Origin of the sequence: Francisella adeliensis (genome assembly GCF_003290445.1) — a bacterium.
In the GTDB taxonomy this organism is placed as follows: Bacteria; Pseudomonadota; Gammaproteobacteria; order Francisellales; family Francisellaceae; genus Francisella; species Francisella adeliensis.
Genome location: NZ_CP021781.1, coordinates 1,589,064 through 1,613,044, shown reverse-complemented (window position 1 = coordinate 1,613,044; position 23,981 = coordinate 1,589,064). Strand labels below are relative to the sequence as shown.

Sequence of the window (23,981 nt, the reverse complement as noted above, 5' to 3'; positions counted from 1 at the left end):
CATACAACTATCTAAAATTAACAACAATATCAAGTCTTATTAACTTAAGTTATTAAGAACTTTTGTTATTAGATTACCTATATGTATAATCAATGTAGTCTGTAAAACTTATTTTCACAAAAGATGCATAAAAAGATATTTCTATTGTCATTACCATTGATGCTTTCAAATACGACTTTGCCAGTTGTTGGTATGGTAAATACAGCATTAATTGGACATTTGCATAGTAGTAGTTACCTAGCCGCTACGGGGTTAGGAGTATCCGTAATTACAGTAATTTGTTTTTTATTTGCATTTTTTAGGATGAGCATTACTGGATTAGTTGCTCAAACTCCAATTAGTGATGATAGAGACACAGAGTTGGCTATATTAGTTATGCGTGCGAGTATTATTGCAGTGATATTGTCGGTATTTGTTTATGTTATTAAACCGTTTATTTTATTATTTTTATTGAAGGTCATTAGTGTTGATAACGAAGTAAAAAAGCTTTTTATAGCTTTTTATAATATTGGAATATATACACTCTGGTTTGCACTATTAAACTATATTTTTATAGGATTTTTCATTGGTATAAACCATACAAAGGTGGTGCTTAAAAGTTCTTTGATTTTGATGGCAAGTGGGATTTCTTTTAGTCTTATATTTGTTAAGGTTTATGATTTTAATGTCATAGGGATAGCATTATCATTGGTATTTTCATATTTTATAAATTTTGTGTTTTTGAGCGTTGTGGCATGTAGGTACTTTTCTGCTAAAGGTGTTAAGTTTAATCAAGTTATATATAAGTCAGATTTTTTGAAATTTTCAGAGTACACACCTTTTTTAAAATTAAATACAAATATATTTATTCGTTCGGTATGTTTGCTATTAGCATTTAATTCTTTTTACTTATTTTCGAGTCATTATGGCAAAGATGTACTTGCTGCAAATACCATATTAATGGAAGTTGGATTATTTGTAGCATTGTTTTTAGATGCTTTAGCAAATGTGACGGAGTCGCTAGTAGCTTCGGCATATGTTGAGAAAAGTCAGAATAAATTTAATGAAATTATAAATAAAACATTTATTCAATGTATAGCCATAGCATTTGCTTTGACTTGTTTTTATGGGATTTTTTCTGAGCAGATTATAGGTTTATTTACTTCTATTGAAAGTGTGAAAATTCAGATTAATAATTACATAATGTTCTCTATAGCATTACCGTTGGTTGCAAGTTTCAGTTTTTGGATAGATGGGGTGTTTGTAGGGTTGCTTAAAACAACAGTTATGAGAAATGCAATGGTCTTGTCAGCTATAGTCTATTTGCTAAGTGTTTACTTACTTTCTGGTTTTCAAAATTATGGGTTATGGATTTCGTTGTTAATATTCTATGTAGCTCGAACAGTATTTCTGTATTTACCTCTTAAGGTTTATCTAAAAAAAAGCTTCTTTGCTAGATAATAGTTGTTTAAAATAGTTCAGTCATTAATATAACCAGCAAGATTATTCCTCTAAATTGTTATGAAAAAATATAGTAAGTTACTCTTTACAACATTAGGTGCGGCTTTTGAGTATTATGATTTAGCAATATACTCAGTTTTTGCAGTAACTATTGGTCAGAAGTTCTTTAATGAATCTAGTAGTGTGAGTAGTACTTTATTAGTATTTTCAGTATTTATAGTAGGGTATTTAGTTAGACCATTAGGTGCATGGGGATTCGGGTATTTAGCAGATAAAAAAGGTAGGGCATTTATTTTAAGACTTAATATGTTCTTGCTGTTTTTTTCAACGCTTGCATTGGCTTTTTTACCAACTGTAGAGCATATAGGTATATTAGCAACTGTGCTTTTTGTAAGTTTGCGTTGTATCCAATCTTTAGCTATAGGTGCTGAGATTCCGGTTTCGGTCATTTATATAGTTGAAAATTATCCTAAAAGAAAAGGGCTAGTAACGAGTTTAGTATTTTGTTGCCTAAGTATAGGTATTATGATGACGTCATTAGTTTTATTTTTGTTGTATCATTATACCAGTGAGGCATTTATTGATAATTATGGCTGGCGAATAGGTTTCTTTTTAGGTGCAGTATTTACTTTTATACTATTCTTTTTAAGGCGAGGGATCGTAGATTTACCTCAAGTTATATTGGATGATGATTCTAAAAAATCTAGTTTTGGTGAACTAACTCAGAAAATAGCTATTGGAATAGCTCTAGTTGCCTGTATTGCAATGCTAACAACTCAGCTATATATGTTTTTACCAACATTTTATAAGCTTTATTTAAACTCTAAGTTTGATGTTTCAGGAGTATTGTTAAGCGGCTCTATAATTATGGCTATTAGTTGTGTGATTGGTGGCTATATAAGTGATTATGTTTGTAGGACTAAAATGTTTGTTTTACTCGTGCTTTTAAGTTTGGCTATTACACCATTGTTATATAAGAATATTTTGTTAGATAAAAACATATATTCTTGTTTTATTGTTATGTCTATAATTATGGGATTTTTTGCTTCAACTTATAATGTCTTGATACCTGAGTTATTTAGGTATGAATATAAATGCCGTGGCTATGGTCTAGCTTATAATTTAGGTTATCTGGTGTTTTCATCAGGTGTTCCAGCACTGACTATTTACCTTGTATCTATCACAAATAGCTTGATGATACCTGTATATATGGTTGTATTTGCTGGAGTTGTTTCTCTAGTTGGTGTTTTAATGTATGAGTATAGTCTTAGAAAGAAGGTCGTTATATAGTTAGTGCTTTTTCTATATTTAACAGAAAGATTTTTTTCTCAATACCTCCTGTATAGCCACCAATTTTGCCATTAGAGTTTATCACTCGATGACAGGGGATTATTATTGGGAACAAGTTTTTACCATTTGCATTTGCTACAGCTCTAAAAGCAGTTGGTTTACCGATATTCATAGCTTCATCTAAATAGCTAATAGTTTTACCGTAAGGTATTTTTGATAGTTCTTGCCAACATTTTACTTGAAACTCTGTGCCTGTAAGTTTTAAGGGAATCGTAAATTTCTTAAGACTGTTATCAAAATAACTGTTTAGCTCATGTTTGGTTAACTCAAGTATTTTATTCGATTGTAGTGAAAGTTTGCCATTGTAGTTATTAAGAAGATTTCTTATTATTTGGATAGAGCTTTCATTTATAAAGCTTGAATAATATAAAAGGTCATTATCAGCAATAGCTAGAATTGTGCCTATCGGAGTGGTTATTTCTTGAGCACAAAAAGTTTTAACTGAAGAAAATTTATTTACTTGAATCAAAGAAAGCAGGTGAGTTTTATTTAACATAGTGTAGGATATAGTTATATTATAATTTATATATTAACCTAAATGAAACAAGATAAAAATAAATACAAATTTTTACCAATTATAGTTCTACTGCTTGGGATTATTCTTTTTTTTAGTTTTGGTGGGCAAAACTATTTGTCATTGAATGCTCTTAAAGAGAATTATCAAAGTCTACTAACGTATACAGCTAATAATTTTTTATTAGCATCATTTATATTCTTAGTGACTTATGTTTTAGTCGTAGCTTTTTCTATACCTGGTGCGACGGTTATGACTTTACTAGGTGGACTTTTGTTTGGTGCTTTATTTGGCTCAATATTAGTCGTGCTTTCAGCGACTTTTGGAGCTTGTTTAGTTTACTTTGCAGTTACAACAGCGTTTGGTGAGTCACTAAGGTCAAAAGCTGGTGGAAGCATAGAAAAAATGCGAGCTGGATTTGAAAAAGATGCTTTTAATTACTTACTTGTTTTAAGACTGATACCTATATTTCCATTTTTTGTAATAAATATTGCAGCGGGCGTATTAGATATTAAGTTTAAAGATTTCTTTTGGGCAACACTTTTGGGGATAATTCCAGGAAGTGCAATATATGTGTGGGTTGGTACAAGTCTTGGTTTTGTGTTGAAGCAGGGCGGAGATATTAATTTAGGTATTATATTCGCACCACAATTTATATTACCAATAGTAGCACTTGCACTATTATCATTATTTCCAATTTTCATGAAGAAGTTTAAAAAGAAAGTTCAAAAGGCAGAGTTATGATAAAAACTGATATTTGTGTAATAGGAGCAGGTTCAGGGGGATTATCCGTTGCTGCAGGTGCTGTTCAAATGGGTGCAAAAGTTGTGCTATGTGAAGGCTCTAAAATGGGTGGCGATTGTTTAAACTATGGCTGTGTGCCTTCAAAAGCTATGATTGAAGCATCAAGAGTTATTGCAAATACTCAAAAAGCGAAAAATCTAGGTATAGAGGTATTAGGTATAAATGCGGACTATAAAAAAATTCAGCAACATGTAAAAAGCGTAATAGCAAAAATTGAACCACATGACTCGGTTGAGCGATTTGAAGGTTTAGGCGTTGAGGTTATTCAGGATTTTGGAGAGGTTGTTGATAGTCATACTGTGAAAGCAGGTGATAAGATTATCAAGGCAAAATATATAGTTATTGCAACAGGCTCGAGTGCAAGTATTCCACCTATCAATGGTTTAAATGAAGTAGAGTATCTCACTAATGAAACTATATTTGAAGTTGCTGATAAACCAAAGCATTTACTTGTAATTGGAGGTGGTCCAATCGGTATAGAACTTGCTCAAGCACATGTTCTTTTAGGTTGTGAAGTTACAGTCTTTGAAGTATCTGATAGTGTACTAACGATGGTTGAAAAAGATTGTAGAGAGATTGTTATAAGTGAACTAAAAAGCCAAGGTATTAAAATTATTACAAAGGCTGACATTGAGAAGGTTGTCACTGAAAATAATGAAAAAGTTATTTACTGTAATGGAGAGAAGTTTACTGGTTCAGATATACTTGTAGCTGCTGGACGGAAACCAAATCTTTCTAAACTGGGTCTTGATGATGCAAATATCAACTATACTCAAAAAGGAATCGTTGTTGATAATAGGTTACGCACAAATCATAAAAATATTTTTGCTATTGGTGATGTAACAGGAGGGTATCAGTTTACTCATGTAGCAGGGTATCAAGCAGGTATAGTTATTCAAAATGTTTTATTTAAGCTTCCAGCAAAAGTTGGTTATACAAGCCTACCATGGTCAATATATACAACACCTGAGATAGCTCATGTCGGTATATCTATAGAGCAAGCAATTAAGCAAGGAGCTAAAATTCTAGAGATCTCTTACTCTGATAATGATAGAGCTCAAGCAGGATTAGACACTAAAGGGTTAGTTAAAGTTGCTGTTGATAAAAAGGGATATATATTGTCAGCCACTATCGTTGGTAAAAGCTCTAGTGAGCTAATAATTCAATGGACTATAGCTATTAAAAATAAGCTTAAAATAAAAGCTATGACATCGCATATTGTTGCGTATCCAACACTTAGTGAGCTAAATAAACGAGTTGCAGGTAGTTATTTTACGCCAACACTTTATAGTCCTAAAGTAAAAAAAATTGTTAGATTTATGATGAAAGTTTTTGGTAAAAAAATATGTTAGAACAAAAATTACGACCATTTTTTCAGACTAAATTTGTGGATTGTGTGGCAGTGTTCTTAGCTGATAAGATTAAACCAAATACTGTCACAATTTTAGCAACTATTGTTGGTTTATTTTGTGCTATTAGTTTATTTGTTAATCCTTATTTATGTGTAGCATTATTATTGTTTTCAGGGTATCTTGATATACTTGATGGTTCACTTGCTCGGTTACAAAAAACTTCATCAAATTTTGGCACATTACTAGATATAATTAGTGATAGGCTTGTAGAGGCTTTTATCATAATTGCAATTTTCATCAATCAACCAGACACTCTATGGGTAGGTTTTATGATGACTATGTCGATTGCTTTTTGTATGTATAGTTTTTTACTTGTAGGAATGTTTAGTGAAAACTCATCACAGAAGAGTTTTTATTATAGTCCTGGGCTTATTGAAAGGGCTGAAACATTTTTATTTTTCATCGTGATGATTTTATTACCATCTACAGTATTTTATTTAGGAATAATCTATACTATATTAGTTTCATGGACAACGCTATATCGTTGTTATGAATTTTATTTATATCAACAACATAAGGAAAAATAATGAGAAATTTTGCAAATAAATCTTTTGTCGGTTTTATGAGTGGTTTAATTAGTGCAGGTGTTTTACTGTGTATATTCACATTAATTCGTGAACAAGCAATTACGCTAGATGATGGCTTTAAATATAACCTATATCGTTTAATGATATGGGGAGGTGTTTGGGCGATACTTTTTGCGTTACCTTTATCAAAAAACATTTTAATCAAGAGTTCGGTTATAGGCCTTGCTGTTATATTTTTTAACTTTATAGTGCTTATGCCGCTACAAGGTAAAGGGTTTTTTGCTTCTGAAGCAGGGTCTACAACTTTCATTATGAATATTGTATTTAACTATCTATGGGCACTATTTGCTGGTCTAATTTATACGAAAGTAGAAAAGTAAAAATATTTCTTAATTTTCTAATTGCCTAAAATACTTATCAAACATGAAATGTGCTAAAATCTTAGCTAATATTTTAAATTTAAATACCATTATAAAATGCTTACATTTCAAGAAATTATTTTAAAGTTACATCACTATTGGTCATCTAAAGGTTGTGCAATAATACAGCCTTTAGATATGGAAGTTGGGGCTGGTACATTTCATCCTGCTACAACGCTTAGAGCTATAGGTCCAGAGCCTTGGACAGCAGCTTATGTCCAACCATCAAGACGACCAACAGATGGTCGTTATGGTGAAAACCCAAATCGTACACAACATTACTATCAATACCAAGTTGTAATGAAACCTTCACCGGATAACATTCAAGAGCTTTATTTAGGCTCACTAAAAGAACTTGGAATTGATACTTTAGAAAATGATATCCGTTTTGTTGAGGATAACTGGGAATCACCAACGCTAGGTGCTTGGGGTCTTGGCTGGGAAGTATGGTCAAATGGTATGGAAATTACTCAATTCACATATTTTCAACAAGTTGGCGGACTTGAGTGTAAACCTGTTATGGGCGAAATCACTTACGGTTTAGAACGATTAGCTATGTATATTCAAAATGTAGATAGTATGTACGACCTACTTTGGGCAAATACTCAAAATGGACCTTTATATTATCGTGATGTGTTTATGCAAAATGAAATAGAGATGTCTACTTATAACTTCGAAGAAGCGAATGTTGAGGAGCTTTTTAGACAGTTTGATTTACTTGAGAAAGAGGGGTATAGATTGGTTGAGAAAAATCTGCCATTACCTGCTTATGAATTTGTATTAAAAGCATCTCATACATTTAACTTACTCGATGCACGCCATGCTATCTCTGTTACAGAAAGACAGGGTTATATCTTGAGAGTAAGAAAGTTAGCGCTACAGGTTGCTCAAGAGTATTATAATTCAAGAGAAAAACTGGGTTTTCCAGCTTTCAAAAAGTAGCTGATAATGAAATCTGTACTTCAAGTTTTAGATTTTCTAAAAATTCAAAGTAATAATTCTCAAAATATTCCCGTTGATTCACTATATTTAGATAGTCGTAAATGTAATGATTTGTCAGTTTTTGTTGCTATTAAAGGACAGGTGACAGATGGAAATAAGTACATTGAAGATGTTTTAGCTAAGGGTGTAAAGCTAGTATTAACTGATAAAGAACTGCCTCGTCTTGCTTCGCAATCCACCCCTTCACTAGGCGAAGGGGAATTACCAGCTGTTATATATGTCGAGGATCTAAAAAATAAGCTAGCAACTTTGGCTCAGTGGTTTTATGATTATAAGAAGCCAGAAAATGTTGTTGGAATTACTGGCACTAATGGTAAAACATCTATCTCTAACTATATTTCTCAGTTACTAGATTTAGATAATCAAAAAGCTTTACTTCTTGGTACTAATGGAAATGGTATTTATCCCGATTTAAAAGAAAGTACACATACAACTTTGGATGTTTTATCACTTTATAGTGAATTATCAGACCATAAAAATTACCAAAACCTAGTGATGGAAGTATCTTCGCATGCCTTAGACCAGCAAAGAACTAAAGGTTTAGACTTCGATGTAGCTGTTTTTAGTAATTTAAGCCACGATCATCTTGATTATCACAAAACTATGGATAATTATTTCCTTGCTAAGGCTCAATTGTTTAAGTTTGATAATTTAAAGAAAGCAGTAATAAATATAGATGATGAATATGGTTTAAAACTATGTGATATGTGCAGCTGTGAAGTAGTTACTGTAAGTTTAAAGTCTAAACAAGCTGATGTGTATATAGATGTTAAAAATATAAAAAATATGACTACAAGCTTTGAATTGTTTTTAAATCAAAAAAGTGAAGGCTACTTTACAACATGTTTAGTTGGAGATTTCAATTTAACAAATTTAGCTCTAAGTATAGCTGCATGTGATGGTCAGGTAATTAAAAACAAGTTTTTAGCAAGTGTACCAAAAGTAAAGCCTGTAAAAGGTCGTATGGAGATAATAAACCTTTCTAGCGGTGCAAAAATTGTAATTGATTATGCACATACGCCAGATGCACTTGAGAAAGCATTACTGAGTTTAAGAGTTTATTCACAAGCTGATCTTTGGTGTATATTTGGTTGCGGTGGTGATAGAGATAGCTCAAAAAGGGCTAAGATGGCAACTATAGTTGAAAAATATGCAGATGAAATAGTAGTTACCGAAGATAATAATCGTTTTGAAGATATTGAAAATATTTTTGATGATATTAGAGAGGGGTTTTCTAATTATCATACTTTCATAAAGTCACGAGAAGAAGCTATAAACTACGCTATAGAAAAATCAAGTGCACAAGATATTATACTTTTATCTGGAAAAGGGCATGAGTGCTATCTTGATAAAAATGGAGTTAAAGAGTTTTTTGATGAGAGAGAAGTTATTAAAAGAGCAATTTCATAAAAAATAAAAGTTTAATTTTTGGTAAATATTATTTCATATCACATTAATATTCGCGTATACTATGAAAGTGTAGGATCTGTAAATTCACAAACAATAAAAAGGTAAATAAAGATTGATGGACATAAGAAAAGCAACACCACAAGATCATGAAAAAATGAAATACGTTTGGTCAGAATGTATTTTGACTACTTGTTACTTTTTAACTACTAGAGAAATTAAAAAACTAGAAAAAGAGTTTGAAGAGAAATTTTTAAAAGACCCTAATATTAATTATTTCACTCAGTGGTTAGGTGATGAGTTTGTTGGTTTTGCTTGTATTCGTGGTAAAGATATTCTTTTTACACCTATTAATCCTGTATATTTTGGAAAAAGATATGGTGAGCAAATGGTTGCATATATTCTAGAAAATTATGAGATTGAAAGAACTTATGTTTATTGTTCTGACATGCATTCATTAGCATTTTATTCAAATTTAGGGTTTGAAATTGAAGATAGAATTCCTGATATATTTTTTGGTAATCCTTATGAAATAAATCAATTAAGATTAGGAGTTTCTCAGGAGGAGGCTCTAAGATTAGTAAAATCTAAAATACTTTCTTAATTAAGCAATAATAAAATCCATCACCTTTATCATTTCTTGGTAATATCTGATAACCGTAGTCTGTTTCATATTCTTTTAAAATATCTATTTTAATAATCTCAGCATTTGTATTTTTATCTAAAAATGATTGTATTTGTTCTTGATTTTCCTGTCTAAGGATTGAGCAGGTTATATATAGTAAGTAACCATTTTCAGTTAGGTTATTATCCCAAAGATTTTGAAGTATGTTTTGTTGTATCTCTTGAATATTTTTTACATCTTTAGAATTACGAAGCACTTTTATATCCGGGTTGCGACGAAGAGTTCCAATAGCTGAACATGGGGCATCAAGGATTATTTTGTTAAATCTGCCATTAAGTTTTTTAGTTAGATCATGCTTTAGCATTCTAACAGTATTATCGGCATTGACTCTATTAAGATTACTCCTTAATAGCTCCAATCTTTTATCGACAATATCTATCGCTGTGATTTTTGCTTTTGGATTAAGCTCAAGTATATGTGAAGTTTTTCCACCTGGTGCAGCACAAGCATCAAGAATTATATCATCATCTTGAGGATTGATAATTACACCAGCATATTGAGCAGATAAGTCTTGTACAGTAAAATAACCTTTGTAAAAAAGTTCGTTATGTTTTACATCTATAGCACTATTAAGTCTTAGAGAATTTTTTAGGCTTGTTTGAGAATATATTACCTTATTGTCATCAAGAAAGTTGATTACTTCTTGAAAATTCTTTGTTTGGTTTAAGCGAATAAACATATCAGCCTGATGGCTTAGATTACCTGCTATTTCAACAAGTTTTTTAGGGTATTGTTGCTTTATAGTTTCTATTAACCACTGAGGTAAATCAACTTTTGAGTATTTATTAAATTTAAGCTCAATAGCATCAATATTTCTTAGGATATTACGTAATACGCCATTAATGAGTTTTTTCGCCCAGGTAATGTTTAAATCCTTGCAGGCATTGACGGATTCATTGATGCTTGCATAACTTGGTTGGTTAATCTTTAGAAGCTGTAATAGCCCAAGCATTAGAAGTAGCTTTACAGTTTTTTTTGTTTTAGAGTTCGTATATTCTGCGATGATTTGCTCTAAAGAATAGTAGTTCCTAAAAAACTCATAGCATAGTAGCTTAGCAAAAGATTTATCTTCTGCAGATATTTCTAGTTTTGAGAGCTTATTATCAAGAGTCAGTAGAGAATATTTATTGTCGACTATATCTATTATCGACTTAGCGGCAATAGATCTAGTGTTCATTATTTAAGATGTTTAGCTAGAATTTTAGAAAGTTTTGGTTGGATTTTTTTATTAGCAGCAATCATTACAGTTGATTCTTCAAGTTTACTTGAACCTTTGATGTCAGTTACTAATGCACCAGCTTCTTTAGCTATAACAAATCCTGCTGCAAGATCCCATATTCTTACTTGACCACATGCCCATAAACCATCAATATAGCCTGCTGAAAGGTAAGCTAAATCCATAGCGATACTACCAGAGTATCTATAGCCAGATATTTCCTGTTGCAGCATAACCATTTCAGCTATATAGCTATCTTTGAAAATTTTGCGGGAGTACTTTAGTGAGGCAGAGATTAAAGTGTCTTTAAGGTCCTTAGCTTGAGAAACTCTTATTCTTTGACCATTAAGCTGAGCACCTTCACCTTTGTACGCACTAAACATTAAGTCTAAAGAAGGATTATAAATAACCCCTAATACAAATTCATCGTCCTTTTTAAGTCCCACAGAAATACAGCAATTAGGTAAACCATGGACAAAATTATTAGTACCATCTATAGGATCTATTATCCATGTAAAACGACTGTCTTTATTGCCAAATTCACCACTTTCTTCTGTAATGAAATAATCATCGTAGCCAGACTTTTTAATATTTTCGACTAAAAAATTTTCAACAGCCACATCAACATTAGTTACAATAGATCCATCTGATTTTTTTGAGATGTTTATAGAGCCAAGATCATTTTGAGCTTGAACAATCAATCTACCAGCTTTACGAGTGATAGTTGTAATTGCATTTAGAATAGGTTTCATAAGAATAACATTTTTGAATTAATATTTTTAGATATGATACATTATTTCAAGTTAAATTAGGATAGTTAAGGCTTAAATAAACTTAGATAATAGCAGTAATTAGGTAAGTAATTGCTAGACCACCAAAAAATAGCCATGCAAATAAGATTAAAGCAAGCAATAATGGTTTGATACCTGCTTGAATAAATTTCGATACATGAGTTTCTAAACCTAAAGCTGTCATAGCCATTGCTAATAAGAATTGGTCAGCAAAACGAATATGATTAACAGTTGATACTGGTAGAAGATCTAACGAGTTAAAACCAGCTACTACAATAAAGCCAACAGCAAACCATGGAATGATCTTCATAAGAGACGGTTGTTTAACAGAAGTCGCAGTCTCATCTGTATTACCAATAGTACTAGCAGCAGCTTTAGCAAGCCAGATACCTATAACAACAAGCATTGGAGCAAGCATCATTACTCTGATCATTTTAACAGTTACAGCAACTTCTTCAGCATGAGGGTTTATTGCACTACCAGCAGCTACAACTTGTGCTACTTCATGAATTGAACCACCCGCAAATATTCCGTACTGTATATCAGATAGATTTCCTAAAAGACCTGCTTTCATAAGGATAGGGTATACAAACATCGCAGTTGTACCAAATAATACAACAGTACCCACAGCCATTGCTGCTTTGTATGGTTCTGATTTAAGCGTACCTTCTGTAGCAAGTACAGCGGCAGCACCACATACAGCACTACCAGCAGATACAAGTATAGAGCTGTCTCTATCAAGGCCAAAAACTTTTGTGCCTAATACGATACCTAATATAAGCGTAGATACGAGCATTATTATTGAAACAGAAAGTCCAGCAAGACCTACTGAAGCTATAAGTTGAAATGTAAGGTTAAAACCATAAAATATAATTGCAAATCTAAGAATTTTCTTAGCACTAAAGACAATCCCAGCTTTCCATTGATGGATGATTTTGCTTAAAGGAGTATGAGTTAGAGCCATACCAAGTACTATACCTATAATTAGCGGACTGATTCCGAGACTTTTAATAGCAGGAATTTCAGCTATAAAATAAGATATACCTGCAAGTATCGCTACAAGAAGTACACCTAGTATCATATTTGGAGTAAAGAAGTTTTTCATCGTTTATTATTGATAGTGATTTAATTTGTGTCGTAGGATAACCTAATTTTTATATAAATAAAACTCAGAAAGATTTATATATGATATTAGATACTTTGATATAGGCTATGGGAAGAGTATGCTAGTGGCTTGATTCTTTATTTTCAGACTCTTTTGAGAAAATGACAGCTAAGATAATAAACACTAAGCAAATAAAATAAAACAGAACCACAGAGTTCATTACAGCAACTAAGCTTCCGCTCTTTCTTAAAATGAATGCCCCAAGAGTTGTTGATAATGCTGTACCTGTTGTACCAAACAGTAATATAGTTGTAATTAGTGTGGGCGGAGGTGTTTTCATTTGGAATGTTCCATAAGCTAGTAGTCCAGCATATACATAGCAGTTAAATAAACCAAATATTGCAGCGGCACCTAGAGAGATATTTATACTTGATGCAAATATCATGAAATATAACAATACTGTTGATATTGCCATAAATATCGGTAGGATGGTTTTTAGGGGGATTTTTTTTGCGATAATAGGGCTTATAAATAAACCAACACACTGAGCTGCCCAGAAGTATGCCAGAGGTCTACTTGAATCTACAGCACTCCAACCAAGAATTTTTTCATAGTATGCTGGGCCATACCCTACATAGATTAACTGACCAAGTAAAAATAGAAATGCTGCAATTCCAATAAAGTATAGTGATTTATTCCAGGATTTTAAGCTTAAACTAGACTCGGATTTAAGAGTTTTATTTTTATCAAATATTGAGTAGTCAGAGATGATTACTAATACAAATATTGCAATGGCAGTAATTTGCAAAGTAAGATAGATCTGATACCACTCTAAGTTTTTAGTTATCAACCAAGAAGCGATAATAGGCGTTAGTACACCACCAAAACTAAAGAAAAAATCTGTAAATAAGATGTTTTTAGCTCGCACTTTATGATCATTGTACATATGCACAATCATATAACTACCCACAGCCATAAAGAAGCCACCACTTATGCCGGCAAACACTAGCATAAGTTTTAGTGTGCTTAAGGAAGGGAATATGTTTGTATATATTGATGCTAATACACCTAAAGCAGAAGCTATTAATAGTATTTTTTTAATAGAAAATTTAGTCATCAAGTAACCAGTTACAAGTATTGCTAGCCACATAGATACATTCACGTATGTAAATGCAAAACCGACAGCATCTATAGGGATGTTAAAATATTTGGATATTGGTAACATTACTGTCCCTGTTACGATAACAACTGTTGCAGTGAAAAAGTAACATAAGTAACATGTTAGAGTTATTAAGGTTTTGTTTTTTAGATTGATGAGGTTATTCATTGCTGCTGAAAGATAGTCTAAATAGATATTGTATTTTACAGTCTATCATTAAAATAGCAATAGACATTTTTGGTTGTCTTGATTATTGCTTTTGATATTGATATTAATTACTCTTTAATAAAATCCAGTTCATTGATATGCTTAACAGCATTAAAAGTACTAAAGCTATATTTAGCAGTTCCATTTTTATAAAAGGGATCATTCTTTATAAAATCTTTTATCAGCTCAATATCTCCTGATGCAAGTATAATTCCACCAGTTTTATCAGCTTTAGGTCCAGATGCTATAAAAATTCCTTGGGTATAACCAGTATCAAGAAATTCACGATGAGCGGGACGTACACGAGCGACTTCTTCTTCACTCACTGTGTATTTTAAGTTTATAATATGAATATTCATTTTTTTCTCAGTTTTAGTAATAAAAAAAGCCACAGATAGTGGCTTTTAATGTTTCACCTTTATTTATAAGATAAGTTAGATTTTTTTGAAAATTACAGAACCATTTGTGCCACCAAACCCAAAAGAGTTATTTAGTACATAATCAATTTTCATTTTTTTAGCAGTATTTGCAGCATAATCTAAGTTACAGCCATCATCTAAGTTTTCTAAGTTGATAGTTGGAGGAGCAATTTGATCTCTGATAGATAGTACACTGAAAATAGATTCAATTGCACCAGCAGCACCAAGTAAGTGACCAGTCATAGATTTAGTAGAGCTCATTACAAGATCTTTTCTATATTGACCAATTACTTTTTCAACTACTTGACTCTCTTGAACATCTCCAAGGGGTGTAGATGTTCCATGAGCATTAACATAGTCAATTGCATCAGGGTTTTTTGTAAGGCCAGCATCATCAATTGCATTTTGTACAGATCTTTCTTGACCAGCTGCATAAGGCATTGTCATATGATAACCGTCAGCAGACATACCAAACCCAACTACTTCAGCGTATATTTTAGCACCACGAGCTTTAGCTTTCTCATATTCTTCTAGTACAAGAACACCAGCACCGTCACCTAATACAAAGCCATCTCTATCTTTATCCCATGGACGAGAAGCTCCTTTAGGATCATCATTACGAGTAGATAATGCACGAGCAGCAGCAAAACCACCTATACCAATAGCATTACTCGCTTTTTCTGAACCACCAGCTAACATAGCGTCAGCATCACCATAAGCAATCATTCTAGCAGCCATACCTACGTTATGAGTACCTGTTGTACATGCTGTAACTATAGGTACATTAGGGCCACGTAAACCATGATTTATAGATATTACTCCTGAGAGAATATTTATGATTGATGATGGTATACAAAAAGGAGATATTTTTGATGGACCTTTGGCATCTATAGTAGCTTTTGTTGATTCTAAAGTCTCTATACCACCAATACCAGAGCTGACTGCAACACCAAAACGAAAAGCTTCTTCTTCGCTTAGGTTTTCAATTCCAGCATCCTTCATTGCTTCATTAGCTGCTACAATGCCGTAGTAGCAAAAAGGATCAACTCTTTTAGCATCCTTTTTACCCACCATTGCATTTACATCAAAATCTTTGACTCTTGCAGCGAATCGAACTTTGAATTCACTTATGTCTGGAGCAGCTGTATCAAAACCTGTGAGGGTTTCAACACCACTTTCACCAGCTAACACATTAGACCATGTGCTTGGTACATCGTGTCCTAATGGTGTTACCATACCCAAGCCAGTAACAACAACTCTACGATTAGATTTCATATCAAAATAACCTGTTTATTATATTTTGAGAAAAAACATGAATATTATTTAATATTCATGCAGCTAAGAGATTAATTTTGATTAGTTTACTTTAGAATCAATATAGTCGTAAACATCTTTTACAGTTTTGATTTTCTCAGCATCTTCATCAGGGATTTCAGTATCGAATTCTTCTTCAAGAGCCATTACTAGCTCAACTGTATCTAAAGAGTCAGCACCTAAGTCATCAATAAAAGAAGCTTCTGGTTTAAGATCTTCTTCTTTAACACCTAATTGTTCAACAATGATAGAGTTTACTTTTGAATATACTTCATTTGCGCTCATTTTTTTTTCCTTTTTATTTGTTTTGAAAATTTAATTATTAATAGTTCAACAGCAATAATATTATTTTTTATCGCTTTTTGCAATATTTTTGCAAAAAATTAAGCCATATACATGCCACCATTGACATGAATTGTTTGGCCAGTTATGTATCTTGCACCATCAGAAGCTAGGAAAGCTACAGCTTCAGCTATATCTTTAGGCTCTCCCATTTGACCTGATGGTATTTTTGTTGCTATAAATGATTTTTGTTCGTCAGTAAGCTTATCAGTCATATCTGTTGCTATAAAACCAGGAGCTACTACATTTACAGTTATTCCACGAGTAGATGTTTCGTAAGCTAAAGATTTAGAAAAACCTATTACACCAGCTTTAGCAGCACAGTAATTCGCTTGTCCAGGGTTACCTGCCGAAGCTACTACTGAACCAATAGATATAATTCTTCCCCATCTCTTTTTCATCATGCCACGAATACATTCTTTTGAAATTTTGAAAATAGAGCTTAGATTAGTGTTGATTACAGAATTCCATTCATCATCTGACATTCTCATCATTAAGTTATCACGAGTGATACCAGCATTATTTACTAAAATATCTATAGCTAATTTTTCAGTCTTAAGCTCTGAGAAAAGATTTTTAATGCTTTCAGCATCTGAAATATTTAGAACCATTCCTTTTGCTTTGAAGCCTTTTTCAGCCATATTTTGCTCAAACTTTTCAGCAGATGCTTGAGAAGTAGCTGTACCTATAACAAAAGCACCTTTTTCAGCCATTGTAAGAGCTACTTGGTTACCTATACCGCGACTTGCGCCAGTTATTAAAACAGTTTTTTTATTTAAAGACATGTTTCTTCCTTTTTTGCATTAAATTTTTTCTAAACTTTCAGTAGAGTTTGTATCTTTTAAAGTTAAACTTTTATCAATTCTTTTCATCAGGCCGCAAAGCACTTTATTTGGACCACATTCAATAATTTCTGATACACCTAGTTTAGCTAACTCTTCAACTGATTGAGTCCAAAGAACAGGCTTGTACAGTTGTTTAACGGTAGCTTGCTTAATTTCATTTAAATCACTATGAGATTTAGCATCAAAGTTTTGTACTATAGCTGTTGTAGGAGCATTAAACTCTACACTGTTTAGCTCTTGTTCAAATTTGCTTGCAGCTTCTTTCATTAGTGAACAGTGCGATGGTACGCTTACTGCTAGTATTTGTGCGCGTTTTGCACCTTTTTCTTTTGCTATAGCGTTTGCTTTTTCGACAGCAATTTTTTCACCCGAAATAACTACCTGACCAGTTGAGTTAAAGTTTGCAGCTTCAACAACACCTACATCAGAAGCTTCTTTACAGCTAGTAACAACATCTTCATTAGACAAGCCTAATACTGCACTCATAGCACATTCTTTGTCTGTTACAGCACTTTGCATTAATTTACCTCTAGTAGATACTAGTTGTAGAGCATCTTTATAAGAGATGCAGCCTGCTGCTAAAAGAGCTGTGTACTCACCAAGACTATGTCCAGCTAAAAAAGAAATTTCTAAATCTGGTTTTTGCTCTTTTAATACTTTAAAAATAGCATAGCTAGTTGCTAAAAGTGCGGGTTGTGTATATTCAGTCTTATTAAGCTTTTCTTCATTGTTTTGAATTATATCCCATAAGTCATAACCTAAATGTTGTTTGGCCTCATCAATAGTGTTTTTAAATGTTTCAAAATTATTATAATAATCTTGTAGCATCCCAAACTTTTGAGAACCTTGACCAGGAAATACAACAGCTATCTTATTTGACATGATTTTCTCCTATTTAATTATAAACAAAAAATTTAAATTACATTTTAGCGATAAAGCCGCCCCAAACGAATCCTGAACCAAATGCTTCTGAGATAATTGTCTCACCAGTTTTAATGGAGTTGTTTTTTACAGCATGGTCTAGAGCTAGAGGTATAGATGCTGCAGAAGTATTACCATGATCTTGAAGCGTAGTAATAACTTTTGACATTGGCATATTTATTTTTTTAGCTGTAGAGTTTAGAATTCGATAATTTGCTTGATGTGGTACTAACCAATCAATATCTGCTGCAGTAATACCCGCATCAGTTATAAGTTGTTCAGCTAAAGATGAAAGTCGAGAAACTGCAAATTTAAATACTTTGTTGCCTTCCATAATTAAATGAGCGTTTATGTCTACTGTGTCACCACGATTTACTGGTAGGTTGTTTGGTACATTTAACATATCTATGCATGAACCATCTGTAAATAAAAGTGAGGATAAAATCTTTTTCTCTTCACTCTGGGAGACTATAACAGCACCAGCACCATCACCAAAAAGCACACAAGTTCCTCTATCGTTCCAGTCTAGAACACGAGTCATTTTTTCTGCACCAATTACTAGGATATTTTTGCAAGTTTGAGTTTCAATATATTGCTTTGCCATATCTAAAGCATAGACAAAACCACTACAAGCTGCAGATACATCAAAACACCTTACATTATAGCCTTCTATTTGTAGTTCATTTTGAACTGTTGCCGCTGTAGACGGCATTATATAGTCTGGAGTGCTAGTAGCTACAATGATAGCGTCAATCTGTTGAGCATCAATTTGAGCAGATTCTAAAGCTTTTTTTGCAGCTTGAGTTGCCATGAATGTGGTTGTTTCAGACTCATTGGCGCAGTGACGTCTTTCAATACCGACGCGCTGCTTTATCCACTCATCAGAAGTGTCTACAAATTTGCTTATATCATCATTAGTTAATATTTTTTCTGGTAGGTAGCTTCCTGTACCTAATATTTGTGCAAACATTTATTATTACCTAAGTTGATTTAATAATAGTAAAGTATTACCCGTGAGAAGCTTTAGCAACTCACTAAATATTAGGTATTGTATCATGGATGGAAAAATTAAAGAACTTTTTCTATAGATTCTTGGATAGTTTTAGGGATGTTATGCTTGACTTCTTTTACAGCCTCAAAAATGGCAGTTTCAAAAGCATTAGAGCTTGCACTACCGTGACTTTTAACTACTATACCAGTTAGTCCTAGTAGAGATGCGCCATTAAAGCTATCCAGGTTCATGCTCTTTTTCATTCTTTTGAAAATTGGTAGAGCCATTATTGTGGGAAGTTTCATTAACCAAGACCCTTCTGTTACAGACTTCTTTATAAGAGCTTCAATTAAGCGAAGTGTGCCTTCCATTGTTTTTAAAGAAACATTTCCAACAAAGCCATCACAAACAACAACATCTGTAGCGTCATCAAAGATGTGTTTGCCTTCGACATAGCCTTTATAGTTTATGAAGTCACAGTTTTGAAGTAACTTAGATGCGTTTTTTATATTATCTAAGCCTTTCATTTCTTCTTCACCAATGTTTAGAAGAGAAACTCTTGGTTCAGCAATCCCTTTTGAACTAGCAGCTAATATTGAACCCATGATTGCAAATTGGAATAGTTGTTCAGAGGAACAAACAACATTGGCTCCCAAATCAAGCATATACGTTTTGCTGAGGGTTTTTGTTTCTCTATTAAATGCAGGTAGTGCGTATACAATAGCAGGACGATCTACACCATTAACTGTTTTTAGCACAAACTTGGATGTTGCCATCAGTGCGCCGGTGTTACCAGCACTCACACAAGCGTCAACAGAATTATCTTTGACAAGATTTATTGCGACACGCATTGATGAATCTTTTTTCTTTCTGACAGCATCAGCTGGAGATTCATCCATGGCAACTGTTTCACTCGCGTGATGAATAGCTATTTTTTGTAAAACAGGAAGTTTAATCTTTTTAACTTTTGAATATCTGTCTAAAGCTCTTTTTACTTTATGATGATCTCCAACAAGAACTATCTGTAAGTTTGAATCTTTCTTTACAGCTTCAAGAGCTGCAGGGATGGTAGTGTTAAGACCGTGATCTCCGCCCATCGCATCTATAGATATTTTATAACTCATTTTAGATAATATTTCCTAATAGATTAAATGTTGAAAAAATACGCACATTCACGAGTGTATTCTTAATGTTGGTATTAGTCTTCAGATTTTGTTTCAACTACTTTTTTGCCTTTATAAAAGCCATTTGGTGAAACATGGTGTCTAAGATGAAGTTCGCCAGTTGCTTTATCAGTAGATAAAGTTGCGCTTGTTAAAGCATCATGTGATCTTCTCATATCTCTTTTTGATCTGCTTGATCTTACTTTTTGTACAGCCATTTTAAATAAACCTCCGGTAGAAATTTTGTTTATTATTTATATTGTTAGTGTTTACAAATATGTTACTTCAATGATTTTAGAATTTCAAAAGGATTCTTTTTTTCTTGTGTAACATTTTCTTGGTCGCTATAGTATGAATGTTTTTTTGAACTTTTACAAGTACTACCTGCTTTTTTTGGTACTAAGGGTAAATCTAGGAGTATCTCTTCTTTGATAATATCACGCAAGTCGATGTTTGCATCTTCGCAGATGAAAGGCTCATGTTGGCTATCATTTGCTAGGCGATCATCTTCTACTAGTATAATGGTGTTTGCTGCGTTAAATGGTTGCTCAAACACCTCAAGAGTATTTTGACATATCAAGCGGAGACTAGCCGAAATGTCGTATTTTATGCAAGTTTTATTTTTTTCTTCAAAAAATGAGAAATTGCATTTGAATGAGTGAGGAGAATTTTCCATTACTTCACAAAAGGATTTTGGTTTATCTATGATAACCGTATAACCTATAAGTTCCCTTTTTTGCTTGGTATATCCTACATGGTTTATTAGGTAATGATTTTTCATTTTGTGGTTTAATATATTTATGAGGTTTAATTGTGAATATTGTAGCGTGATTTGTTGTTTTATTAAAGTTGCTGGGGTATCATTTGTGTGAGTTTCGTTTACTAAAGTTAAATAATCATTATTTAAAAGGATCAGAACTATAATGTCTCTTACAATCTCTCAAGAATTTTCGAATGCGATTAGATTTTTATCTATAGATGCTACGCTAAAGGCAAAGTCTGGACATCCTGGTATGCCAATGGGTATGGCGGATATCGCAACAGTTTTATGGACTAAATTTTTAAAGCATAATCCTAAAAACCCAAATTGGATAAACCGTGACAGGTTTGTTGTATCTAATGGGCATGGTTCAATGTTGCTTTATTCTTTGCTTCATCTTAGTGGTTATGATGTGTCTATTGATGATATTAAAAATTTTCGTCAATTACATTCAAAAACCCCAGGTCATCCTGAGTATGGTTATACTCCAGGAGTTGAAACTACAACAGGCCCTCTAGGTCAAGGTATTGCAAATGCTGTAGGTATGGCATTAGGTGAAAAGCTTTTGTCTGACAGATATAATTCTAAAGATAAAAAAGTGATTGATCATCATACTTATGTGTTTTTAGGCGATGGTTGTCTTATGGAAGGTGTCTCTCATGAGGCTTGCTCATTAGCAGGGACTTTAGGTTTGGGTAAATTGATTGCTTTTTGGGATGATAATAATATCTCTATAGATGGAGATACGAAAGGTTGGTTTACTGATAACACTGTTGAAAGATTTAAGGCTTACGGTTGGAATGTTATTGAAGCTGTTGATGGTCACGATATGAGTGAAATCGAACAAGCAATAGTTAAGGCTCAATCTGAGACAAATAAGCCAACGCTGATTTGCTGTAAAACAGTTATAGGGTTTGGTTCACCTGAAAAAGCAGGCACAGCAGCAGCTCATGGCTCGCCATTGTCTATTGAAGAAAGAACTTCGGCTGCTAAAAAACTGGCTTGGGAATATGATTCTTTTGAGGTTCCACAAAGAGTTTATAAGTTTTGGGATGCTAAGGAAAAGGGTGTCGCTTTAGAAACTAATTGGAATAAACTTTGGGAATCAGCGAAGTCTTTACCAAAATACCAAGAGCTTGAACGAGTACTTGCAAAAGAACTTCCTGGTATGCTTGATTCAGAAATAAGTAAATATATTCAAGATCAAATTGAGAGCCCTTCAAAAGTGGCAACTCGTAAAGCATCGCAAATGGCTCTAGAGGTGTTGTGCCAGAATATGCCTGAAATGTTTGGTGGTTCGGCAGATCTTACTGGTTCAAACAACACTAACTGGTCGGGATCTGTTTGGTTAAACAATACGGATGAAGGTGCTAACTATCTATCTTATGGTGTTAGAGAGTTTGGTATGGCTGCTATTATGAATGGTTTAAGTTTGTATGGTGGATTAAAGCCTTATGGTGGTACATTCCTGGTGTTTAGTGATTATTCAAGAAATGCTATTAGAATGTCAGCATTAATGAAACAACCTGTAGTACATGTAATGAGCCATGATTCTATTGGTCTTGGTGAAGATGGACCTACGCATCAACCTGTTGAGCATGTGCCAAGCTTACGATTAATTCCTAATTTAAATGTATGGCGTCCAGCGGACGCTGTGGAAACTATGATTGCATGGCAAGAAGCTATTAAATCAAGCGATACTCCCTCTGTAATGGTGCTTACACGACAAGGTCTTACTCCGTGTGTTGATAGTTTAGAGAAGGCTGCTAATGTTGCTAAAGGTGGGTATTTGGTTAGTGAATATAAAGATGCTAAAATTACATTAGTAGCTACAGGTTCAGAAGTTGAGCTTGCTGTAACTACTGCTAAAGAATATGCGCAAAAAGGTGTGGATATAAATGTTGTCTCTATTCCGTGTGTAGAAGAGTTTGAAAAGCAATCGCAAGATTATAAAGATAAAGTGATCAGGCAAGATATACCTGCAGTTTTTGTTGAGTTAGCACAAGGAGATATGTGGTATAAACATATGCCAAAAGCAGGTGGCGAGGTGAAAGGAATGACTACATTTGGTGAGTCAGCACCTATAAATGATTTAATGAAATATTTTGGTTTCACAGTTGAAGATTTGAGCAAAATTGTTGCGAAATATCTTTAAGAATATATAAACAGGAGAATAAAATGAAAGTAGCAATAAATGGTTTTGGTAGAATTGGTAGATTGGCTTTCCGTCAAATGTTTGGTAAAGCTGGTATTGAGGTGGTAGCTATTAATGATCTTACGGATCCTAAAATGTTAGCGCACCTTTTAAAGTATGATACTGCTCAAGGTAGATATGCTAAAGCAAATACTGTAAAAGCTGGTGAAAGCTCCATCACTGTTGATGGTAAAGAAGTTAAAATTTATGCACAAGCAGACGCTTCAAAACTACCTTGGGGCGATTTAGGTGTTGATGTGGTTGTTGAGTGTACTGGTTTTTATGTATCAAAAGCTAAATCTCAGGCTCATATAGATGCAGGTGCTAAAAAAGTAGTAATTTCTGCACCAGCTGGAAATGACCTTCCAACTATAGTTTATGGTGTAAATGAAAATGTTATATCTGCTGATGATAAAATTATCTCAGCGGCATCTTGTACTACAAACTGTCTTGCTCCTATGGCTAAAGCATTACATGATTTAGCTGGTATAGAGAAAGGTTTTATGACTACAATTCATGCTTATACAGGTGACCAAAACACTCTTGACGGACCTCATGCTAAAGGTGACTTGCGTCGCGCTCGTGCTGCTGCTGCAAATATTGTACCAAACTCAACTGGTGCAGCTAAAGCTATTGGTCTAGTAATTCCAGAGCTTGCAGGTAAATTAGATGGTGCTGCTCAAAGAGTTCCTGTACCAACTGGTTCATTAACTGAACTTGTAGCTGTTGTAAATGATAAAGTTTCAGCTGACAGTGTAAATGCTGCAATGAAAGCCGCAGCTACGCCATCATTTGGCTATACTGAAGAGGAGTTGGTGTCTAGTGATGTTATCGGTATTGAAGAGGGTTCATTATTTGATGCTACACAAACTAAAGTAACAGACCTTGGTGACAAATCAATGGTTAAAGTTGTATCTTGGTATGATAATGAGATGTCTTACACTAACCAAATGGTAAGAGTTGTAGAGCATTTTGCAAAATTATAGTTAGAGGA

25 protein-coding genes are annotated in these 23,981 nt (G+C 33.4%); 11 read left to right on the top strand and 14 right to left on the bottom strand.

Features of this window, described 5'->3' with window-relative positions; genetic code table 11:
* The first annotated feature begins 144 nt into the window (after positions 1 to 144).
* Both CDH04_RS07785 and CDH04_RS07780 read left to right on the top strand, forming a co-directional pair.
* Positions 145 to 1,440, top strand: coding sequence for an MATE family efflux transporter (locus CDH04_RS07785; RefSeq protein ID WP_234393379.1), 1,296 nt, complete (start codon positions 145 to 147; stop codon positions 1,438 to 1,440).
* A 60-nt stretch (positions 1,441 to 1,500) separates the two neighbouring features.
* Complete coding sequence (locus CDH04_RS07780; protein ID WP_112870486.1) at positions 1,501 to 2,730, top strand: MFS transporter; 1,230 nt, start codon at positions 1,501 to 1,503, stop codon at positions 2,728 to 2,730.
* Here CDH04_RS07780 and CDH04_RS07775 read toward each other — a convergent pair.
* A complete protein-coding gene (locus tag CDH04_RS07775) occupies positions 2,723 to 3,286 on the bottom strand; it encodes a methylated-DNA--[protein]-cysteine S-methyltransferase (RefSeq protein ID WP_112870485.1) in 564 nt (187 codons plus the stop codon). The genes CDH04_RS07780 and CDH04_RS07775 overlap by 8 nt on opposite strands.
* Before the next feature lie 42 nt (positions 3,287 to 3,328).
* On the opposite strand from CDH04_RS07775, the gene CDH04_RS07770 reads away from it, so the two are divergent.
* From CDH04_RS07770 to CDH04_RS07740, 7 genes are all read left to right on the top strand, one after another.
* Complete coding sequence (locus tag CDH04_RS07770; RefSeq protein ID WP_112870484.1) at positions 3,329 to 4,048, top strand: TVP38/TMEM64 family protein; 720 nt, start codon at positions 3,329 to 3,331, stop codon at positions 4,046 to 4,048.
* Positions 4,045 to 5,460 (top strand): dihydrolipoyl dehydrogenase family protein, encoded by a 1,416-nt coding sequence (locus CDH04_RS07765; protein ID WP_112870483.1) that lies wholly within the window; start codon positions 4,045 to 4,047, stop codon positions 5,458 to 5,460. Before CDH04_RS07770 ends, CDH04_RS07765 begins: the two co-directional genes overlap by 4 nt.
* Positions 5,454 to 6,047: a CDP-alcohol phosphatidyltransferase family protein gene (locus CDH04_RS07760; protein WP_112870482.1), complete on the top strand. Its 594-nt coding sequence runs from the start codon at positions 5,454 to 5,456 to the stop codon at positions 6,045 to 6,047. The genes CDH04_RS07765 and CDH04_RS07760 overlap by 7 nt, the downstream gene beginning before the upstream one ends.
* On the top strand, positions 6,047 to 6,427 hold the full coding sequence (locus CDH04_RS07755; protein WP_112870481.1) for a membrane lipoprotein: 381 nt from the start codon (positions 6,047 to 6,049) through the stop codon (positions 6,425 to 6,427). Before CDH04_RS07760 ends, CDH04_RS07755 begins: the two co-directional genes overlap by 1 nt.
* A gap of 96 nt (positions 6,428 to 6,523) precedes the next feature.
* Positions 6,524 to 7,408, top strand: a complete 885-nt coding sequence (gene glyQ / locus CDH04_RS07750; RefSeq protein WP_112870480.1) for a glycine--tRNA ligase subunit alpha — start codon at positions 6,524 to 6,526, stop codon at positions 7,406 to 7,408.
* 6 nt (positions 7,409 to 7,414) lie between these two features.
* Entirely contained in the window at positions 7,415 to 8,878 is a 1,464-nt protein-coding gene (locus CDH04_RS07745; RefSeq protein ID WP_112870479.1) for a UDP-N-acetylmuramoyl-L-alanyl-D-glutamate--2,6-diaminopimelate ligase, read from the top strand.
* 115 nt (positions 8,879 to 8,993) lie between these two features.
* Positions 8,994 to 9,479: a GNAT family N-acetyltransferase gene (locus CDH04_RS07740; protein ID WP_112870478.1), complete on the top strand. Its 486-nt coding sequence runs from the start codon at positions 8,994 to 8,996 to the stop codon at positions 9,477 to 9,479.
* On the opposite strand, the gene rsmB is transcribed toward CDH04_RS07740, so the two are convergent.
* From rsmB to CDH04_RS07675, 13 genes are all read right to left on the bottom strand, one after another.
* Positions 9,463 to 10,737: a 16S rRNA (cytosine(967)-C(5))-methyltransferase RsmB gene (gene rsmB, locus CDH04_RS07735; protein ID WP_112870477.1), complete on the bottom strand. Its 1,275-nt coding sequence runs from the start codon at positions 10,735 to 10,737 to the stop codon at positions 9,463 to 9,465. The genes CDH04_RS07740 and rsmB overlap by 17 nt on opposite strands.
* Positions 10,737 to 11,528, bottom strand: a complete 792-nt coding sequence (locus CDH04_RS07730) for an inositol monophosphatase family protein (RefSeq protein WP_112870476.1) — start codon at positions 11,526 to 11,528, stop codon at positions 10,737 to 10,739. Before CDH04_RS07730 ends, rsmB begins: the two co-directional genes overlap by 1 nt.
* Before the next feature lie 82 nt (positions 11,529 to 11,610).
* Complete coding sequence (locus tag CDH04_RS07725) at positions 11,611 to 12,672, bottom strand: YeiH family protein (protein WP_112870475.1); 1,062 nt, start codon at positions 12,670 to 12,672, stop codon at positions 11,611 to 11,613.
* A gap of 121 nt (positions 12,673 to 12,793) precedes the next feature.
* Entirely contained in the window at positions 12,794 to 13,999 is a 1,206-nt protein-coding gene (gene tsgA, locus CDH04_RS07720; RefSeq protein WP_112870474.1) for an MFS transporter TsgA, read from the bottom strand.
* 107 nt (positions 14,000 to 14,106) lie between these two features.
* Complete coding sequence (locus CDH04_RS07715) at positions 14,107 to 14,397, bottom strand: YciI family protein (RefSeq protein WP_112870928.1); 291 nt, start codon at positions 14,395 to 14,397, stop codon at positions 14,107 to 14,109.
* 75 nt (positions 14,398 to 14,472) lie between these two features.
* The gene (fabF, locus tag CDH04_RS07710) at positions 14,473 to 15,732 is read right to left on the bottom strand and encodes a beta-ketoacyl-ACP synthase II (protein ID WP_112870473.1); all 1,260 of its coding nucleotides are present in this window, start codon (positions 15,730 to 15,732) and stop codon (positions 14,473 to 14,475) included.
* Between the two features lie 81 nt (positions 15,733 to 15,813).
* Positions 15,814 to 16,056 carry an acyl carrier protein gene (gene acpP / locus CDH04_RS07705; RefSeq protein WP_112870472.1) on the bottom strand — a complete coding sequence of 81 codons (243 nt, stop codon included), beginning with the start codon at positions 16,054 to 16,056 and terminating at the stop codon, positions 15,814 to 15,816.
* A gap of 98 nt (positions 16,057 to 16,154) precedes the next feature.
* Positions 16,155 to 16,898, bottom strand: coding sequence for a 3-oxoacyl-ACP reductase FabG (fabG, locus tag CDH04_RS07700; RefSeq protein ID WP_112870471.1), 744 nt, complete (start codon positions 16,896 to 16,898; stop codon positions 16,155 to 16,157).
* 18 nt (positions 16,899 to 16,916) lie between these two features.
* Positions 16,917 to 17,840, bottom strand: a complete 924-nt coding sequence (fabD, locus tag CDH04_RS07695) for an ACP S-malonyltransferase (protein WP_112870470.1) — start codon at positions 17,838 to 17,840, stop codon at positions 16,917 to 16,919.
* Positions 17,841 to 17,877: 37 nt separating this feature from the next.
* Complete coding sequence (locus tag CDH04_RS07690) at positions 17,878 to 18,849, bottom strand: beta-ketoacyl-ACP synthase III (RefSeq protein ID WP_112870469.1); 972 nt, start codon at positions 18,847 to 18,849, stop codon at positions 17,878 to 17,880.
* Positions 18,850 to 18,947: 98 nt separating this feature from the next.
* A complete protein-coding gene (gene plsX, locus CDH04_RS07685; RefSeq protein ID WP_112870468.1) occupies positions 18,948 to 19,994 on the bottom strand; it encodes a phosphate acyltransferase PlsX in 1,047 nt (348 codons plus the stop codon).
* 74 nt (positions 19,995 to 20,068) lie between these two features.
* Complete coding sequence (rpmF, locus tag CDH04_RS07680) at positions 20,069 to 20,251, bottom strand: 50S ribosomal protein L32 (protein ID WP_112870467.1); 183 nt, start codon at positions 20,249 to 20,251, stop codon at positions 20,069 to 20,071.
* A 62-nt stretch (positions 20,252 to 20,313) separates the two neighbouring features.
* Positions 20,314 to 20,814, bottom strand: a complete 501-nt coding sequence (locus tag CDH04_RS07675) for a YceD family protein (RefSeq protein WP_112870466.1) — start codon at positions 20,812 to 20,814, stop codon at positions 20,314 to 20,316.
* A 142-nt stretch (positions 20,815 to 20,956) separates the two neighbouring features.
* Between CDH04_RS07675 and tkt the strand changes: the two genes are divergently transcribed.
* Positions 20,957 to 22,948 (top strand): transketolase, encoded by a 1,992-nt coding sequence (tkt, locus tag CDH04_RS07670; RefSeq protein WP_112870465.1) that lies wholly within the window; start codon positions 20,957 to 20,959, stop codon positions 22,946 to 22,948.
* 23 nt (positions 22,949 to 22,971) lie between these two features.
* A complete protein-coding gene (gene gap / locus CDH04_RS07665; RefSeq protein ID WP_112870464.1) occupies positions 22,972 to 23,973 on the top strand; it encodes a type I glyceraldehyde-3-phosphate dehydrogenase in 1,002 nt (333 codons plus the stop codon).
* Positions 23,974 to 23,981: the final 8 nt, after the last annotated feature.

Bases quoted from the DNA above. Each gene is read 5' to 3' on its own strand.
- CDH04_RS07780 (WP_112870486.1), top strand. From the start codon at position 1,501: ATGAAAAAATATAGTAAGTTACTCTTTACAACATTAGGTGCGGCTTTT.
- CDH04_RS07775 (WP_112870485.1), bottom strand. From the start codon at position 3,286: ATGTTAAATAAAACTCACCTGCTTTCTTTGATTCAAGTAAATAAATTT.
- CDH04_RS07770 (WP_112870484.1), top strand. From the start codon at position 3,329: ATGAAACAAGATAAAAATAAATACAAATTTTTACCAATTATAGTTCTA.
- CDH04_RS07765 (WP_112870483.1), top strand. From the start codon at position 4,045: ATGATAAAAACTGATATTTGTGTAATAGGAGCAGGTTCAGGGGGATTA.
- CDH04_RS07760 (WP_112870482.1), top strand. From the start codon at position 5,454: ATGTTAGAACAAAAATTACGACCATTTTTTCAGACTAAATTTGTGGAT.
- CDH04_RS07755 (WP_112870481.1), top strand. From the start codon at position 6,047: ATGAGAAATTTTGCAAATAAATCTTTTGTCGGTTTTATGAGTGGTTTA.
- glyQ (WP_112870480.1), top strand. From the start codon at position 6,524: ATGCTTACATTTCAAGAAATTATTTTAAAGTTACATCACTATTGGTCA.
- CDH04_RS07745 (WP_112870479.1), top strand. From the start codon at position 7,415: ATGAAATCTGTACTTCAAGTTTTAGATTTTCTAAAAATTCAAAGTAAT.
- CDH04_RS07740 (WP_112870478.1), top strand. From the start codon at position 8,994: ATGGACATAAGAAAAGCAACACCACAAGATCATGAAAAAATGAAATAC.
- rsmB (WP_112870477.1), bottom strand. From the start codon at position 10,737: ATGAACACTAGATCTATTGCCGCTAAGTCGATAATAGATATAGTCGAC.
- CDH04_RS07730 (WP_112870476.1), bottom strand. From the start codon at position 11,528: ATGAAACCTATTCTAAATGCAATTACAACTATCACTCGTAAAGCTGGT.
- CDH04_RS07725 (WP_112870475.1), bottom strand. From the start codon at position 12,672: ATGAAAAACTTCTTTACTCCAAATATGATACTAGGTGTACTTCTTGTA.
- tsgA (WP_112870474.1), bottom strand. From the start codon at position 13,999: ATGAATAACCTCATCAATCTAAAAAACAAAACCTTAATAACTCTAACA.
- CDH04_RS07715 (WP_112870928.1), bottom strand. From the start codon at position 14,397: ATGAATATTCATATTATAAACTTAAAATACACAGTGAGTGAAGAAGAA.
- fabF (WP_112870473.1), bottom strand. From the start codon at position 15,732: ATGAAATCTAATCGTAGAGTTGTTGTTACTGGCTTGGGTATGGTAACA.
- acpP (WP_112870472.1), bottom strand. From the start codon at position 16,056: ATGAGCGCAAATGAAGTATATTCAAAAGTAAACTCTATCATTGTTGAA.
- fabG (WP_112870471.1), bottom strand. From the start codon at position 16,898: ATGTCTTTAAATAAAAAAACTGTTTTAATAACTGGCGCAAGTCGCGGT.
- fabD (WP_112870470.1), bottom strand. From the start codon at position 17,840: ATGTCAAATAAGATAGCTGTTGTATTTCCTGGTCAAGGTTCTCAAAAG.
- CDH04_RS07690 (WP_112870469.1), bottom strand. From the start codon at position 18,849: ATGTTTGCACAAATATTAGGTACAGGAAGCTACCTACCAGAAAAAATA.
- plsX (WP_112870468.1), bottom strand. From the start codon at position 19,994: ATGAGTTATAAAATATCTATAGATGCGATGGGCGGAGATCACGGTCTT.
- rpmF (WP_112870467.1), bottom strand. From the start codon at position 20,251: ATGGCTGTACAAAAAGTAAGATCAAGCAGATCAAAAAGAGATATGAGA.
- CDH04_RS07675 (WP_112870466.1), bottom strand. From the start codon at position 20,814: ATGAAAAATCATTACCTAATAAACCATGTAGGATATACCAAGCAAAAA.
- tkt (WP_112870465.1), top strand. From the start codon at position 20,957: ATGTCTCTTACAATCTCTCAAGAATTTTCGAATGCGATTAGATTTTTA.
- gap (WP_112870464.1), top strand. From the start codon at position 22,972: ATGAAAGTAGCAATAAATGGTTTTGGTAGAATTGGTAGATTGGCTTTC.